The organism is Pseudomonas sp. LRF_L74 (genome assembly GCF_965644255.1).
In the GTDB taxonomy this organism is placed as follows: Bacteria; Pseudomonadota; Gammaproteobacteria; order Pseudomonadales; family Pseudomonadaceae; genus Aquipseudomonas.
The window spans coordinates 368,633-384,656 of the sequence record NZ_CBFFRH010000002.1 but is presented as its reverse complement, the minus strand read 5'-3'; the positions used below and the strand labels follow the sequence as shown (position 1 = coordinate 384,656).

The window sequence follows — 16,024 nt, the reverse complement described above, 5'->3', positions numbered from 1 at the left end:
GTATGGGCAACGACAGGAGCCCGATAGAGCTCAAGCAGTGCCTGGATCGGATGACGCACCTTGGCGTCGCTCAGGCGCTTGGTCTGGCTGCGGCAGGAATAGCCGGTCGCCAGCGCTTCGACCTCCGGCTCGCTGGCCAGGGCCGGCGCCCAGGACTGGGCGAAGATGGTCTTCGAGGTTTCCAGGTTGCGCGCCTCATGCCCGTAGGTGCCGGACATGCCGCAGCAGCCGGTGGCCTGGGTCGCCAGCTCGACGCCGGCACGGCTGAACACCTTGGCCCACAGGGCGGCCGCCGGCGCGGCATTGGTCTTCTCGGTGCAGTGCGCCAGCAGGCGGTATTTCACCGAAGACTTCGCCGTCGCCTCGGGCAAGGCATCGACCAGCCACTCCTGGGGCAGCAACACCTTCGGACAGCTCAGGCCATCGATCTTGCCGTACTCCTGGCGATAGACCAGAGTCATGGCCGGGTCGAGCCCCACCAGCGGCACGTCGAAGCCGGCCAGGGCCTGCAAGCGGGCGGCATTGCGCTTGGCCGCACGGGCGAAGGCACCCAGGAAGCCCTGTACATGCAGCGGTTTGCCATTGGCCGAATACGGCGCCAGGAACACCCGATAGCCGAGGCGGCTGGCCAGCTCGATGAAGGCGGCGAACAACGGTGTTTCGAAATAGCGGGTGAACGCATCCTGCACCAGGATCAGGCTCTTGGCGCGCAGTGTCGGGTCGAGCTCGCCGAGCAACTTCGGCGTGGCGGTGACCACGCCCCAGCGCCGGCACGTTGCCTGAAAGTCGAAGTCACTGAACAGCGGGCTGTCGACCATGCCGATACGCTCGGCCAGCAGCTTGCTGACCCAGGAAGCGCCCATGATGCCGTTGTACAGACGTGGTACATGGGCGAACAGCGGCAGGCTGAACTCCAGCGAACCGATCAGGTAATCGCGCAGCGGACGCAGGTAACGCCGGTGGTAAAGCTCGAGGAAACGCGAACGGAAATCCGGCACGTTGACCTTGATCGGGCATTGCCCCGCGCAGGACTTGCACGCCAGGCAACCGGCCATGGCCTCGTAGACCTCATGGGAAAAGTCATCCTCACCGCGCCGGCTATTGCGCCAACGCTGCGGCAGCGAGCGGATGAAATTAAGCGGACCGCCCACAGCAGGCGCCAATACATCGACCCCGGCCTGACCTTGCAGGCGCAGCCATTCGCGGATCAGCGAGGCCCGGCCCTTGGGCGAGTGGATGCGCTGGCGGGTGGCTTTCCACGACGGGCACATGGCGTCGTCCGGGTCGAAGTTGTAGCAGGCACCATTGCCGTTGCAGTGCACGGCGGTGCCGTAGCTCTGCCACACGCGCTCGTCGATCTGCCGGTCGAGATCGCCGCGCATCGTCACTTCGTCGATCTTCAGCAACGGCTCGGTGCTCTCCAGCGGCGTGGCGATCTTGCCGGGATTGAGCTGATTGTGCGGGTCGAAGGCGCCCTTGAGCGCCTGCAACGACGGGTACAGATCGCCGAAGAATGCCGGCGCGTATTCCGAGCGCACACCCTTGCCGTGTTCGCCCCACAACAGGCCACCGTAGCGCTGGGTCAGCTCGGCCACCGCATTGGAAATCGGCCGCACCAGGGCGGCCTGGGCCGGGTCCTTCATATCCAGCGCCGGGCGCACGTGCAACACGCCGGCATCGACATGGCCGAACATGCCATAGGCCAGGCCGTGGCCGTCGAGCAACGCGCGGAACTCGGCGATGAAGTCGGCGAGGTTCTCAGGCGGCACGGCGGTGTCTTCGACGAACGGCTGCGGCCGCACTTCGCCCTCGACGTTGCCGAGCAGGCCCACCGCGCGCTTGCGCATGGTGTAGACGCGGGTAACGGCCGCACGGCCCACGGCCAGGGTATGGCCGAGACGCCGTACGCGAGTGTCGCGTTGCAGGTGCTCGACGAATGCGGCGACGCGGCCATCGACCTCGTCCGGCTCATCGCCGCTGAACTCGACCAGGTTGATGCCCAGGGTCGGCGCCTGCGCATCTTCCGGGAAGTATTCGGCGACGCCATGCCAGACGATGTCCTGCATCGCCAGCAGCAGCACCTTGGAATCCACCGTCTCGATGGACAGCGGCTTGTGCTCGATCAGCGCGCGGGCATCACGCAGGGCATCCATGAAGCCGGCGTAGCGCACGTTGACCAGCACCGAATACTTGGGAATCGGCAGCACATTGAGCTTGGCTTCGACGATGAAACCCAGCGAACCCTCCGCTCCGCACAGCACGCTGTTGAGGTTGAAGCGGCCGTCGTCTTCGCGCAGGTGCGCCAGGTCGTAGCCGGTCAGGCAGCGGTTGAGCTTGGGAAAACGCGCCTCGATCAGCTCCGCCTTCTCGCGCTGGATGATCTCCGCGCAGCGATAGACCTCGCCGACCCGGTCCAGGCGCGTCAGCTCCCGTGCCAGCATGACCTTGTCCAGCGGTGCGCTGTTGAAGCGCTCGCCGCCGAGCAACACACAGTCCAGCTCCAGCACGTGGTCGCGGGTCTTGCCGTAGGTGCAACTGCCCTGCCCGCTGGCATCGGTGTTGATCATGCCGCCGATGGTCGCGCGGTTGGAGGTCGACAGTTCCGGCGCGAAGAACAGGCCATGGGGCTTGAGCGCGGCGTTGAGCTGGTCCTTGACCACACCGCTCTGCACCCGCACCCAGCGCTCCTCAACGTTGATTTCGAGAATGTTGTTCATGTGCCGCGACAGGTCGACCACCACACCGTCGGTCAGCGACTGGCCGTTGGTGCCGGTACCGCCACCACGCGGGGTCAACTTGATACGCTGATGAGCCGGCTCGGCAGCGACCCGCGCGAGGGTCTGCACATCGCCGGCATCCAGCGGGAACACCGCCGATTGCGGCAGGCGCTGGTAGATCGAGTTGTCGGTGGCCAGCACGGTACGGCTGGCGTAGTCCTGGGCGATCTCACCGCGAAAACCCGCTGCGCGCAGGGCATCGAGGAAGGCGATGTAGACAGACGCCGGGGCGGCGGGCGTGGCGATTCGGGCAATCATGGCGGGCTCTCTGGCGTATGGCCTCGACACCTTCGTAATTCGAAGTGTTCTCTTCTGGGCCTTTTACTAATGAATGCCATTTTCCGAACGCCAAGTCCGTGCTACAAGGGTATTTTTTGCGCCTAATACATGAGTTTTATGAATGAATTACCGCAGACTGACGCCCTCGATGTCGCTCCTGCTGGCCTTCGAGGCCGCCGCGCGGCATGAAAGCTATACCCGCGCGGCCCAGGAGTTGTCCCTGACCCAGAGCGCGGTGAGTCGCCAGGTGCAGGCACTGGAGGCGCAATTGGGGATCGCCCTGTTCCGCCGCGAAGGGCGCAATATCGTGCTCACCGATGTCGGCCGCCTTTACCTGCGCGAACTGGCGCCAGCCCTGGCGCAGATCCGCAATGCGACCCTGCAAGCCGTGGCCTATGGCTCCGAAGTCGGTACCCTGCGCCTGGCGCTGCTGCCGACCTTCGGTTCCAAATGGCTGCTGCCACGACTCAACCGCTTCTACGCCGCCAACCCCGGCGTGCAGGTGCACATCCATTCACGCATCCAGGCCGTGGACTTCGCCGCCGGTGACATCGATGCGGCGATCAGCGTCGGCAGCGAATGGCCCGATCTGGTGGTTCATCCGTTGCTCGACGAAGCCATGGTGGTGGTCGCCAGCCCGGCGATCTTCGCCAGCGACCTGCCCGCCTCGGCCACGGCCATCGCCGAACAAACCCTGCTGCAAGTGGCCAGCCATCCGCCGCTGTGGGGCGCCTGGTTCATCCGCCACGGGCTCGACCCTGCGCGCATGCGTGGCGGGCCGAGCTTCGAACTCACCTCGCACCTGATCCAGGCGGTGCGCGCCGGCATCGGCGTCGGCCTGGTGCCACGCCTGCTGGTCGAGGACGAACTGCGCCAGGGCCAGTTGCTCAGCTTCGGCGAGACAATTGCCAGCCAGCGCACCTATTGCCTGGTCTACCCGCAACGCAACGCGGTACTGCCGTCGCTCGATGCGTTTCGTCGCTGGGTGCTGGATGAACCGCGCACACCAGTCGAATGAGCCCTGTCTCACGCCAGCCATGCCCAACGAGAGGTAGCCGCCATGGATGACAAGTCGATCAATCTCCTGCACCTGCGCACACTGGTCCGGGCAGCGGACACCGGCAGCCTGGCCAAGGCCGCCAAGCGCATGCTGCGCGCGCCTTCGGTGGTCAAGGACGGGATCGAAGACCTCGAAGCCCAGTTGCAGGCGCGCCTGTTCGAACGCTCGCCCCATGGCATGACGCTCACCGCCCAGGGCCAGGTGGTACTCAGACGGGCACGACGGATACTCGCCGAGCTGGCCGTGCTGCCGGCGATCCTCGGCCAACCGCCGGTCACCGTGCACGAGCAGCTCTACCTGCTCAACGCTCGCCGCCTGGCGATCTTCGTGTGCCTCTGCGAGTTGCAGCACATGGGTCGAGTGGCCAGGATCATCGGCGTGTCGCAGCCAGCGGTCAGTGCGGCAATCAAGGCCCTCGAAGCAGGCACCGACAAGATACTGTTCGAGCGCAGCCAGCGCGGGGTTCGGCCGACGCCGGTGGCCCTGGAAATCCTCTTGCCGATCCGCCGCACACTCAACGAAGCCCAGCAGATTCGCCCCGACCTCGCCGTACTCTCGGGCGAGGTCCGTGGCAAGGTGCGCATCGGTGCCTTGCCGTTGGGCCGTACACGCATCATTCCGCAGGCCGTGGCGACCGTACTGACGCGCCATCCACACGTACAGGTCGAAACCTGCGAAGGCAGTTTCGAGCAATTGGTCAGCGACCTGCGTGCCGGCGACATCGACTGCCTGTTCGGCGCCCTGCGCGTCGATGCCGACAGCGACCTGCACAGCGAACGGCTGCTCGAAGAAGACCTGGTGATCCTGGCCCGTACCGGGCACCCGCTGAGCCGCGCCACACCGACCAACGAAGCCCTGGAGCAGGCCCGGTGGATACTGCCGCGGCCCTTGACCCCGGCACGCCACCTGATCGATCAGTACTTCAGCGGCCTGGGCCTGCCATCGCCGCTGGCGGCGGTGGAGTCGGGCGACATGGCGATCATCCGTGGCCTGCTGGCCCGCACCGACCTGCTCGCGGTGGTCTCCGCGCACCAGTTCGAACACGACCTGGCAACCGGCGAGTTGCAGAGCGTGGCGGCCGGACTGGCCGGAACGCGCCGGCCCATCGGCCTGATTACCCGCCAGCACTGCCTGCACTCACCCGCTGCCCTCGCCTTCATCGAGGCCGTGCGCGAGGCCAGCCCACCCGCTCAGTGACCGAGTGAAATGGCCGACGGCCTGGCCTGACTGCGCGGCCCGCTGGCCAGGGCGATGGCCGCGAGGATCGCCGGCACACCCAGCACGGCGAACACCGTGTTCATCGGCAGGCCAAGGCTCAACAGGGTGCCGCCCAACAGTGACCCGGCAATACCGCCGAAACGGCCCATTCCCAGCATCCAGCTCCCCCCCGTGGCACGGAACAAGGTCGGATACTGGGCCGGCGCATAGGCGTTCAGGCCGGTCTGTGCACCGTTGATGCAGAAGCCCGCCAGCAGCACCAGAGGGCCGAGCAAAACGCTGTCTACCGAGACCAGGCCAATGGCGAGTACGCAGGCGGCGCCAGCGACATACGCCAGGGCGATCACCGCCCGTGGGCTGATACGATCCATCGCGTATCCCACCAGCAGGATGCCGGCCAAGCCGCCGAGCTGGAACAGCGCAGTGATCACCGCCGCCCGTTCGATGGGCAGGCCGGCGTCCTTGATCAACGTCGGCAACCAGCCCGTGAGCAGGTAGATCACCAGCAGCCCCATGAAGTAAGTGCCCCAGAGGCTCAGGGTGATGCGCAGGTAGCCCGAGCTGAACAGCCCGGCGACACCCCGCTTTTCGCTCTCCTGCGGCTGATTGCCTTGGGCGATGAAACGGCTGGTGCTATCGAAATGTCCGCCCATTGGCCGCAATGCCTTGGCGATCCGCGCGGCGGGCTCGCCCTTGCCGACCATGAACTCCACCGACTCCGGCAGCGCCCAGTACAGTAGCGGCAGCAACAGCAGCGGCAACACCCCGCCGAGAAACAGCAACGAGGCCCAGCCCCAGTGCGGCAGCATCCAGGCCGAGACGAAGCCGCCCATGGCCGAGCCGAGACCGAAGCCCATGAACATCAGGGTCACCAGGAATCCACGCATCCGCGCCGGTACGAACTCCGAGAGCAGCGTGGTGCAGTTGGGCATCGCCGCGCCCAGGCCAAGACCAGTGAGGAAGCGCAGCGCTGCCAGTTGCCAAGGTGTCTGGGCCAAGCCACTGAGCAGGCTGAAGACGCCGAAGGTGGCCACTGACACCAGCAGCACACGGCGGCGCCCCAGGCGGTCGGAATAAGGTCCCGACAACAACGCGCCGGCAGCCAGGCCGATCATCGCCGCCGCCATGATCGGACCGAAAGCGGCCTTGGAAATCGTCCATTCCTGGAGGATCGCCGGTGCGATGAAGCCCATGATCGCGGCGTCGAAACCGTCGAAGGTAACGATGCAGAAACACAGGCCGAGGATCGCCCACTGATAACGGGTCATCGGGCGGGAGTCGATCCACTGGCGTACGTCCACGCTTGGATTGTTCATTGTTCGCTCTCTCTTGTTCTTGTCGTGGCTAGGTTCTGTTTCCGTTTCGGCAGGAATGGCAACGTCGAGGCAGGACGCTCTTGCGATGACCGTTCTTATGCGGCGTGTTTTAACCGTCATTCCCGCGAAGGCGGGACAGCGGCTCCATCGCTGAACAGCGCTTGCGCTGGCCCGAAGGGGAATAACCCAATTGCTTAGAGTCTTCTGGGTTCCCGCCTTCGCGGGAATGACGGCTAGACAGCACGGTCATCGCACAAACGTCCGCTTTTGCCTCAACATGGCCGAACCGAAATCTACACAGCTATATTTCTCTTTATTTCCAATAACTTAGGTATAAAAACCAACAGGCTCTCAGTCTCAAAAACGCAGGGTCGGGCGCAGGCTGACGAAGTGCACGCTCTTGCCACCCACGTCGCTCAGGGCATCGCCAACGGCGAAATATTCCCAGTCCAGGTCGACGGTCAGGTTGCGCGTAGGCAGCCAGCGCACGGTGCTCTTGTAGATCGTTCCCACCCAGCGGCTGGAAGCATCGGCGCTGCCGGGCGCCATGCTCATGCCGGTGAAATACACGCCATCGCGGCGGCTCTGCCGCCACGCGCCGTAGATGGCCGGCTCGATACGCAGCGACGGCCAGGGCGAGAAGCCCAGTTGCGGGCCGACTACGATCAGGTTGGACAAGGTGGTGATGCCCGCCTCGCCATAGAAGCCGTTCTTACCGTAGAGCGGGTCGAAGGTGCCGATGCGCCCATCACCACGTCGGCCATCGCCGCTGGCGATGTCGGTGCGCAAACCCAGGCGTGGGCGCCAGGGCGTATCGAAGCTATACCCCGTGCTGCCGGCCAGCGCCCAGGCGCGTATGGTCGCGTCGTGCAAATGACCGAACTGCCCCATCGCTTCCCAGCTCCAGTCGAAACCACCGTCCTTGCCGAACAGACGGGTGCCGACGGTGTAGCGCGTTTCATCGCCACTCACGCCCGCCAGGCTGCGCCCGTCGGTTTCCAGATCGAAACCATACAGGTCGAAGTTCCAGCGTTTGCCCAGGTTGAACGTGGCGTAAGCACCGGCGAAGAGGATGTCGTCGTTGCTGCGGTCGTCGAATGAGTCCAGGCCATAGGCCACCGGGCGCAAGGCGAACGCGTCGATCTTGTAGCTACCCGGCGTCTTCAGCATCAGCCGCACGCCATCGAGATTGAAGCGCAGGTTCGGGGCATCGCGGTCGCTGACCAGCACCTGGTTGCCGTACACCATTTCCTGGCGACCGACCCGCGTCGTCAGCTTGTAGCCATCGCTGAACGGCTGGTTCCAGTCGACGAAGAATTGCTGGAACTCGGTTTCACTGGCGTCGTTGGGCGAGAAGATGTCCTTGTGCCAGGAACGGGTGTCCTGCAACTGAGCGAAGACCCGCAAGCGGTCATCGAACAGGTGCACGTCGGTGTGGAGTTGCAGGCGTTGCTGCAGGTAGCTGTTGGAATCGACACCGCGCAAGCCGAAAAACGGCTGGCGGTGGCTGTCGGCGCGGTAGCGCATTTCGCCGCCGAACTGCACCCAGTTGGAGGCGCCGAACGGGATGTAGCGAATGGCATCGAGCGGGTCGTCGCGCCTGGAGGCATCCGCCAGGAAGCGATAGTCCTCGGCCCAGCGGGCGATGCCGGGGCGCAGGGGCCGCGCATTCTGCACGTCCGGCAGGGCCAGGACGTCATCGGCCAGCGAGCAGGTTGGAGCACACAGCACGGCGCAAGCGCCGGCCACCACGGCACGCAAGGTGATTGTCTTGTTCATGTTCCTGTCTTCTTGTTGTTATCAGGTAAGGAGCCGTGGCCGATCAGAGGTCGAGGACCAGCCGCGGTGTGTTGGCCCTGGAGCAACAGGGCGTGAACTGGTTGTTGGCTGCCCGCTGCTCGGCGGTCAGGAAGCTGTCGCGATGATCCGGAACGCCATCGAGCACACGTGTCAGGCAGGTGCCGCAGATGCCCTGCTCGCAGGACACCGGCACCTCGATACCGACGTCGTACAGCACATCGATCACACTCTGGTCCGGCGCCACCAGCAGGACGTCTCCCGAACTGGCGATCTCGATCTCGAACGCCTCGCCAGCCCGGTTCGCCTCGGGGTCCGCGCCGAAATACTCGCGGTGCAGGCGCGACTCCGGCCAACCGGCGGCCCTGGCGGCATCCAGCACGAACGCCATGTAGCCGGCCGGGCCACACACGTAGAGATGGGTGTCGCTCTCCGGGTTCATCAGCACGGCAGCGATGTCGAGCGGTGTTTCATCGTCGAAGCACAGCCGGGTTTGCGCCGCGAAGGCAGGCTCGCCCAGCCGCTCGACGAACGCCGCGCGTTGCCGGCTGCGCGCCGAGTAAAACAGCTCGAACGACGCATCCACATGCTGCAGGCGCTCGGCCATGCACAGGATCGGTGTGATGCCGATGCCGCCTGCGAACAACAGCGAATGCCGGGCGCCGCCATCCAGCGCGAACAGGTTGCGTGGCTCGCCGATACGCAGCCGCTGGCCCTCTTCGACGGACTCGTGCAGAAAGCGCGAACCGCCGCGAGAAGCAGGTTCGTGCAACACGGCAATCTGGTAGCGATGGGTTTCACTGGCGCGGTTGCACAGCGAATACTGGCGCACCAGACCGTTGCCCAGGTGCACATCGATATGCGCACCGGCACTGAACGGCGGTAGTGGTTGTCCATCTTCCCGGGCGAGTTCGAAACTGCTGATTCCTTCGGCTTCGTTCTGCTTGCGGGCCACGATGACATCGAACATGACAGGCACCTCCGCTCACTGGGTTTGTACGGGAATGCCATGCTCCAACTGCGACAGACGCAACAACGTGCGTCGGCAGAGGATGCCGGGTCGATCGGGGGCGAAACTCAACTCCTCTACCGCTCCAGGTTCACGGTCGAGCAGCTGCTGAATCCAGGTCAGCGCATCGACGTCCTCCTGATAGGCGGCGTAGTGGCTATCGAGCACATAACGGTCGATCTCGGCATCCGTATGGTGGAAGTCGCGACTGTTGAACCACCAGTAATGCAGGGTGTTCTGAGTCTCGGGAGTGAAGGCATGGGTGATGTTGACGCGGTACTCCAGTGCCTCGTCTTCGCGGGGTTCGAGGTTGACGATCTTGGCGTGAGCGATGTGGATCGCCGGGGACTCGAAACGCGCATCGGAAAAACGGTCGACGTTGCGCCCCTCCAGCTTCATCGGCACCGCATAGACCGGCGGTGGTGGCGAATTCTTCAACGCCCGCAGGATGATCACCCGGTCGCCTTCGGCGCGGACGTCCAGGTCGGAGCGCACATAGGCGGGCGTGCCGATGCCCGTCTTGGCGTGCAGGATGGAGAAATGCGTCTGGTCGAGCAGGTTCTCGTGCATCGCCACGTAGTTGGAGTGAAAGTTGAAGCCGCCACTTATCGTCCGCCACTGCGCATGGTCGAGCCAGTGGGTGTCGGGTACCAACTCCGGCAAGGCTTTCTCGCGGTCGCCCATCCAGACCCAGATGAACGGCTTGCGCTCGATCACCGGATAGCTCGCCACGCAGGCGTTGCTCGGTGCATTCGGCAGCGCCGGCATGCCGACGCATTGCCCGCTCGCGGCGTACGCCATGCCGTGGTATCCGCAGACGACTTCGTCGCCGTTCAGGTAGCCACGGCTGAGCGGAAAGGAACGGTGCGCGCAGCGGTTGTTGAGGATCACCGGAGCGCCGGCCTGGGTGCGGTACATCACCACCGAGGTATCCAGCAGGCGCCGCTCGAGCAGGTTGCGATCCACTTCGTCACTGAGAGCGGCGACATACCAGCAGTTACGGATCAGAGGGGTGCGATGGTCAGCCATCGCCTGGTTGCGTGCGCGAGGCGCACGGGGGGTGGTTTGCAGCATGGGCTCATCTCCCGTTTTTTTGTTATTGCCGACACGTCGTGGGTGTCGCGGCTTGGGAGATACGCTATCGAGTCGGACGCGTCGCTGTCGCGGCGGTAAACCTGATGACCCGTTCGGTTTTGCTTATCGCCAGGAGACCAAAGCACGCCACGGATGAGCTGGCCGGGTCGCGAGGCTTATCGACGAAGCGTTCAGCCGCGCCGGAAGACCAGTGTTCTGGAGGTTGCGCGCTGGCAGACCTCATCGTCCTGATTGAGGGTCAGGCTCTCGATGACCACCACGCCACGGTCGGGTCGGGATTTCGACGGCTGGATGTCTTTCACCGTGCTCACCACCCGCAGCACATCGCCAGGGCGGGTCGCCCGTGGCCAGGCGATTTCGCTGCCGGCGCCGATGATGCCGTTGGCGATGGGCACGCTTTCCACCAGCAGGCGCATGGTGATCGCGGCGGTGTGCCAGCCGCTCGCCGCCAGCCCCTGAAAGAACGTCTGCCGCGCCGCAACCGCGTCGAGGTGGAAAGGTTGCGGGTCGAATGCCCTGGCGAAGGCCAGAATCGCCTCCTCTTCCATCGGGTAGCCGCCGCTGATGAAAACGTCGCCTGGCGACAGGTCTTCCAGATACAACGGTGCTTGCGTCGCGGTCATGAGCCACCTCCCAAGTGATCGTGCACATCGAGACGCAGTTTAGCCGCGATGCCCGACGGGCATCGTCCCAGGTTCCTGGAGCAGGATGGCCAGCGATCTTTTATTCGAAAAAGAACCATACAAATGAATATTGATTATTTATGGTTCTAATCAAGAACCCGATAGCCTTGGCTCACCGTAACCAACAGCCCTCCGAGGAGCCGTCATGGATCGCACTACCAACGTCATCGACTTCGCCCGCTACCGGACGCGCCGCCAGGCTCGTCGCATGGCCGAGCTGATGTGGATGATGTATGCGTGCCGTGCCGGCCAGGAAACGCAACTGATCGCGCAAGCGCGTGACAACGGCGGCATTCGCGAGGCCTGATCATGGCACTGGCCGTTACCGGGGAAGCCTCCGGGCCGACAGGGACGGCAGCGCCGAACGACGACCAGATCGGTCATCGTGTCGCCAGCAACCTGTTGCGGCTGCGCAGCAAACGCAACCTCTCTCTGGACGGACTGGCACGCCTGTGCGGCGTGAGTCGGGCAATGCTGGCGCAGATCGAATCCGGGCGCAGCATCCCGTCGATCAAGGTGCTGTGCAAAATCGCTCAGGGACTGAAGGTATCGGTCGGCGCCTTTCTCGACGACCGCGCCTTCGAGGGCGTCTCATTGCTGCCCGCGCGCCAGAGCAAGCGCCTGGTCAACGGTGACGGCACGGTCAGTAGCCGGGCGCTGTTTCCGTTCGACGTCTCGCGCCAGGTGGAATTCTACGAGTTGCGCCTCGACGGCCTGGCCGTGGAACACTCCGCCGGGCATGCTCCCGGAACCCAGGAAAACCTCGTGGTCGCCCAGGGCGTACTGGAGATCGTGGTCAACGAAGAACGCTTTCTACTGGGCACCGGCGACTCGATCCTGTTCTACGCCGACCAGCCACACACCTACCGCAACCCGGCGGACAGCGACGCCGTGGCCTACCTGGTCACCACCTACGCCGAACGGCTTGACTGAACACTGACCCGAGACACACAAAAAAGCCCGGAAGGCCAAGGCCCCCGGGCTTTTTGCATTGCAAGCGGATCAGCAGGTGCAGCACATCATCGGCATGCCGTTGCAGCTCATCATCATCGGCATGCCACAGTCGACCATCTTCATCATCAGGGTGCAGCAGTTCTTGAACATGTCCATGCTCATGCCCTGCATCGGCATCAGCTTGCACATCATGGTGTCGCCCTTCATCGAGCATTCCATCATGCACTTCATGGCTGGCATCGGCATGCCCATGCCCATGCCCATGCCCATGCCCATGCCCATGCCCATGCCCATGCCCATCATCGGCATCATGTTCATCGCCGGCATCATCGCCATGCCGGTCTGGGACATGCCCATCATCATCATGTTGCCGCAATGCATCATCATCGGCATGCCGCAGTTCATCATCATCGCCATCATTTCCGCGCTGTTGCGGAAAGCGGCCATCTCCATGCCCGCGGCCGGCATCATCTTGCACATCATGCCGTCGTCCTGCATGTCGCACTGCATGGTTGCCATCATCATGGGCATGCCCATCATCGGCATCATGGTGTTGTTCATCGGCATCTGCATGGCGTTCATCATGATTGAAAATCCCTCTGTTCGATTGGAGTGAGCAAGCGTGAATGAGGCCATTCTAGATAGCTCGACAGGACAAAAGAACGCTGGCCATTCGGACAAGAATCGCCGACGTTCCCGGAGAGATCGTCCAACTCACAGCCATAATCGATGCTTTAACGACAATTAATCCGTCAAGGCAGATGAATATGAATTCATGACAGGCTATTCGACGTAATGGATATCCAATTAAAGAATTAGCAAATAACCGTAGTGAATAAACAGTCTAAAACCACGGCATTTCATTGTCCGCACAATGGCGCAAGGACTGTTCCGGTATCGTCCTGGCCGTGACGATATCGGAACAGCCCCAGCCAGGTTGACCACGTGCTGGAGAAACCAACACCATCAGGCCTCGTTCGTCTGCAGATCGCTCGCTTGGTGCCGCTCCGGAACCTGCTCGGACGCCTCGCCCCAGGTGCGGTTGACCCGGCGTCCACGTTGCACCGCCGGACGCTCGGCGATCCGGTTGGCCCAACGCAGCACATGCCGATACTCGTGGACGGCGAGAAACTCCGCCGCCGAATACAGGTTGCCGCGCACCAATTCGCCGTACCAGGGCCACACGGCAATGTCCGCGATGCTGTAGGTGCCACCCGCCAGGTACGGTTGCTCGGCCAGGCGCCGATCCAGCACGTCCAGTTGGCGCTTGGCTTCCATGGTGAAGCGGTTGATCGGGTATTCCAGCTTCTCGGGAGCGTAAGCGTAGAAATGTCCGAAACCGCCTCCCAGGTAAGGCGCCGACCCCATCTGCCAGAACAGCCAGTTGAGGGTTTCGGCCCGCCCCGCCGGATCGCTCGGCAGGAACTCGCCGAACTTCTCCGCCAGGTGCAACAGAATCGAGCCGGACTCGAATACGCGAATGGGCTCCGGGCCACTGCGGTCGAGCAACGCTGGGATCTTCGAATTGGGATTGACCGCGACGAAGCCGCTGGAGAACTGCTCGCCTTCGCCGATGCGGATCAGCCAGGCATCGTACTCGGCCCCGGCATGCCCGAGAGCCAGCAGCTCTTCGAGCAGGATGGTGACCTTCACGCCATTGGGCGTCGCCAGGGAATACAACTGCAAGGGATGCTTGCCGACCGGCAGGACCTTGTCGTGGGTCGGGCCGGCGACGTGCCGGTTGATCTTCGAAAAATGGCCGCCGGACGGTTCGAGATGCTGCCAGACCTTGGGTGGCACATAAGCGGATTGACTCATTGAGGACCTCGTTTGAATGGCGTAACGGGCGAAACTGAGAGCAAGCAGCCCCAGCGTGATGAATACGAAAGGCTTTTTACAACGTCCGCCGCGTGCCAGGCTAATAGCTGGCAGGCATGGTAAACATCGACTTCGCTGATATCGCTCCACGCATGGCGAATGCCCTTTCTTCGGCATCGCCTTGCCAATCAGGGTCGCTCCAGAATCCGCGCCGAACATGAGCGCGGCCAACGTCTCAGCAGAGGCTCATGTTCAACTGCAACAACTCAAGGCCGCCCTGACGCCAGCCCCACCAGGCGAGCACCAGAAGGCCGACGGCCAGAACGACCAGCAGCGCACGGCCACTGCTCACGCCGCGCTCCCGGCGAGTCGCGCGACCGGGCGTTCGCGCACCGGCCAGTTGAGTAGCGCGGCAACCAGACCAAGGGCAATGGAAATCTGCCAGACCAGGTCATAGCTGCCGGTACGGTCATACAGGTAACCGCCGAGCCAGCCACCCAGGAATGAGCCGAGCTGGTGGAACAGGAAGACGATACCGGCCAGCATCGACAGGTTGCGCACACCAAACACCGCCGCCACCGTACCGTTGGTCAAAGGCACCGTGGACAGCCACAACAGCCCCATGGCGACGCCGAAGGCGTAGGCGCTCCAGATGGTCAGCGGCGAATAGATGAAGGCCACGATCACCACCGAGCGTGCCAGGTACAACGCAGACAACAGACGCGGCTTGGACCAGCGCCCGCCAAGCCAGCCAGCGGTGTAGGTGCCGAATACGTTGAACAGTCCAACCAGGGCCAGCACGGTGGTACCAACGGTCGCAGGCAAATGCTGATCGACCAGATAGGCCGGCAGGTGCACGCCGATGAACACCACCTGGAAGCCACAGACGAAAAATCCCAAGGCCAGCAGCCAGAACCCTGAATGCGAACAGGCTTCGCGTAACGCCTCGCCCAGGCTTTGCTCGCCCACCTGGACCGGTTGCGGGCGATCACGCAGCATGCCCGCCAACGGCATGATCAGCGCCGCCAGCAACCCCAGCACCAACAATGCCGCCGACCAGCCGAGCCAACTGATCAGGCCGAGGGAACCGGGCAGCATGGCGAATTGGCCGAAGGAACCCGCCGCCGCGCCGATGCCCATGGCCATGCTGCGTTTTTCCGCTGCCACCGAGCGGCCGATGACACTGAGGATCACCGAGAAAGAAGTGCCGGACAGACCGATACCAATCAGCAGGCCCGCGCTCAGCGACAAGGCCAGCGGCGTATGGGAGAAGGCCATCAGTACCAGGCCGAGGGCGTACAGCAGGCCACCACCGATCACCACCTTGAGCGCACCCAGGCGGTCGGCGATGGCGCCAGCGAATGGTTGGGCCAGGCCCCAGAACAGATTCTGCAAGGCGATGGCGAAAGCGAATACCTCGCGGCCCCAGCCGAACTCGTTGCTCATCGGGGTAAGAAACAGGCCGAAGCCGTGGCGAATGCCCAGCGACAGCGCCAGGATCAGCGCCCCGCCCAACAGTACCCAGAAACTTCCTCGCCAAACAGCATTCATCGCACGCTCCACTGCGGGTATCTACCCGCTTATTGTCGTAAAAAATCAAATACCGCCGAGTTCATCCAGCAAGTTCATCAGCACGCCCTGGCGGTCCTTGCCCAGCCGCTGGCCAATCTGCCGTTGCGCCTCTTTCCACGGCTCATGGGCATTGAGCAGGCGCTGTTCGCCCTGCTCGCTCAACCGCACCACTCGCATGCGTTGGTCTTCACCACCCAGTAGTTGGATCAGCCCTTCGGCCTCCAGCAGCTTGAGGTTGCGGCCCATGGTGCTGCGGTCCAGGCCCATGGCCTCGGCCAGGTCGGAAATACTGGGCTGGTTCAGTCGTTGCAGATGCTTGAGCAGCGCGAACTGGGCGACATTCAGCCCGACATCGCGCAAGGCGTCGTCGTAGATGCGCGTCACCTCACGGGTGGCCCGGCGCAGTCGGGTGCAGATACAGGAACTGGTCAACATGAATGCGTGTA

The 16,024-nt window shown here is 63.5% G+C and carries 13 protein-coding genes and 1 pseudogene; 4 read left to right on the top strand and 10 right to left on the bottom strand.

The features are described from left to right. Window positions 1-29: 29 nt before the first annotated feature. Window positions 30-3,035: pseudogene (ydiJ, locus tag ACSZPK_RS06675) on the bottom strand (D-2-hydroxyglutarate dehydrogenase YdiJ); the annotation flags it as partial. 142 nt (window positions 3,036-3,177) lie between these two features. Between ydiJ and ACSZPK_RS06670 the strand changes: the two are divergent. Both ACSZPK_RS06670 and ACSZPK_RS06665 read left to right on the top strand, forming a co-directional pair. Further along, window positions 3,178-4,074, top strand: coding sequence for a LysR substrate-binding domain-containing protein (locus ACSZPK_RS06670; RefSeq protein ID WP_437880626.1), 897 nt, complete (start codon window positions 3,178-3,180; stop codon window positions 4,072-4,074). Window positions 4,075-4,116: 42 nt separating this feature from the next. Further along, entirely contained in the window at window positions 4,117-5,313 is a 1,197-nt protein-coding gene (locus tag ACSZPK_RS06665; protein WP_437880625.1) for a LysR family transcriptional regulator, read from the top strand. Here ACSZPK_RS06665 and ACSZPK_RS06660 read toward each other — a convergent pair. From ACSZPK_RS06660 to ACSZPK_RS06640, 5 genes are all read right to left on the bottom strand, one after another. After that, window positions 5,307-6,650 carry an MFS transporter gene (locus ACSZPK_RS06660; RefSeq protein WP_437880624.1) on the bottom strand — a complete coding sequence of 448 codons (1,344 nt, stop codon included), beginning with the start codon at window positions 6,648-6,650 and terminating at the stop codon, window positions 5,307-5,309. The two genes, ACSZPK_RS06665 and ACSZPK_RS06660, sit on opposite strands and share 7 nt — an antisense overlap. A gap of 357 nt (window positions 6,651-7,007) precedes the next feature. Next, window positions 7,008-8,429: an alginate export family protein gene (locus ACSZPK_RS06655; protein ID WP_437880623.1), complete on the bottom strand. Its 1,422-nt coding sequence runs from the start codon at window positions 8,427-8,429 to the stop codon at window positions 7,008-7,010. Window positions 8,430-8,472: 43 nt separating this feature from the next. Next, window positions 8,473-9,417, bottom strand: coding sequence for a PDR/VanB family oxidoreductase (locus tag ACSZPK_RS06650; protein ID WP_437880622.1), 945 nt, complete (start codon window positions 9,415-9,417; stop codon window positions 8,473-8,475). Between the two features lie 15 nt (window positions 9,418-9,432). After that, window positions 9,433-10,530, bottom strand: coding sequence for a Rieske 2Fe-2S domain-containing protein (locus ACSZPK_RS06645; RefSeq protein ID WP_437880621.1), 1,098 nt, complete (start codon window positions 10,528-10,530; stop codon window positions 9,433-9,435). 191 nt (window positions 10,531-10,721) lie between these two features. Then, the gene (locus tag ACSZPK_RS06640) at window positions 10,722-11,174 is read right to left on the bottom strand and encodes a MaoC family dehydratase (RefSeq protein ID WP_437880620.1); all 453 of its coding nucleotides are present in this window, start codon (window positions 11,172-11,174) and stop codon (window positions 10,722-10,724) included. A gap of 205 nt (window positions 11,175-11,379) precedes the next feature. Between ACSZPK_RS06640 and ACSZPK_RS06635 the strand changes: the two genes are divergently transcribed. Together ACSZPK_RS06635 and ACSZPK_RS06630 are read left to right on the top strand one after the other, a co-directional pair. Beyond that, window positions 11,380-11,541 carry a hypothetical protein gene (locus ACSZPK_RS06635; RefSeq protein ID WP_437880619.1) on the top strand — a complete coding sequence of 54 codons (162 nt, stop codon included), beginning with the start codon at window positions 11,380-11,382 and terminating at the stop codon, window positions 11,539-11,541. Between the two features lie 2 nt (window positions 11,542-11,543). Further along, the gene (locus ACSZPK_RS06630) at window positions 11,544-12,167 is read left to right on the top strand and encodes a helix-turn-helix domain-containing protein (protein ID WP_437880618.1); all 624 of its coding nucleotides are present in this window, start codon (window positions 11,544-11,546) and stop codon (window positions 12,165-12,167) included. A 69-nt stretch (window positions 12,168-12,236) separates the two neighbouring features. Here ACSZPK_RS06630 and ACSZPK_RS06625 read toward each other — a convergent pair whose 3' ends face one another. The 4 genes from ACSZPK_RS06625 to ACSZPK_RS06610 form a co-directional block, all read right to left on the bottom strand. Beyond that, window positions 12,237-12,773: a hypothetical protein gene (locus tag ACSZPK_RS06625; protein WP_437880617.1), complete on the bottom strand. Its 537-nt coding sequence runs from the start codon at window positions 12,771-12,773 to the stop codon at window positions 12,237-12,239. Between the two features lie 381 nt (window positions 12,774-13,154). Further along, a complete protein-coding gene (gene yghU / locus ACSZPK_RS06620) occupies window positions 13,155-14,006 on the bottom strand; it encodes a glutathione-dependent disulfide-bond oxidoreductase (RefSeq protein ID WP_437880616.1) in 852 nt (283 codons plus the stop codon). 348 nt (window positions 14,007-14,354) lie between these two features. Then, window positions 14,355-15,557, bottom strand: coding sequence for an MFS transporter (locus ACSZPK_RS06615; protein WP_437880615.1), 1,203 nt, complete (start codon window positions 15,555-15,557; stop codon window positions 14,355-14,357). A gap of 45 nt (window positions 15,558-15,602) precedes the next feature. Further along, window positions 15,603-16,013, bottom strand: coding sequence for a MarR family winged helix-turn-helix transcriptional regulator (locus ACSZPK_RS06610; RefSeq protein WP_437880614.1), 411 nt, complete (start codon window positions 16,011-16,013; stop codon window positions 15,603-15,605). Window positions 16,014-16,024: the final 11 nt, after the last annotated feature.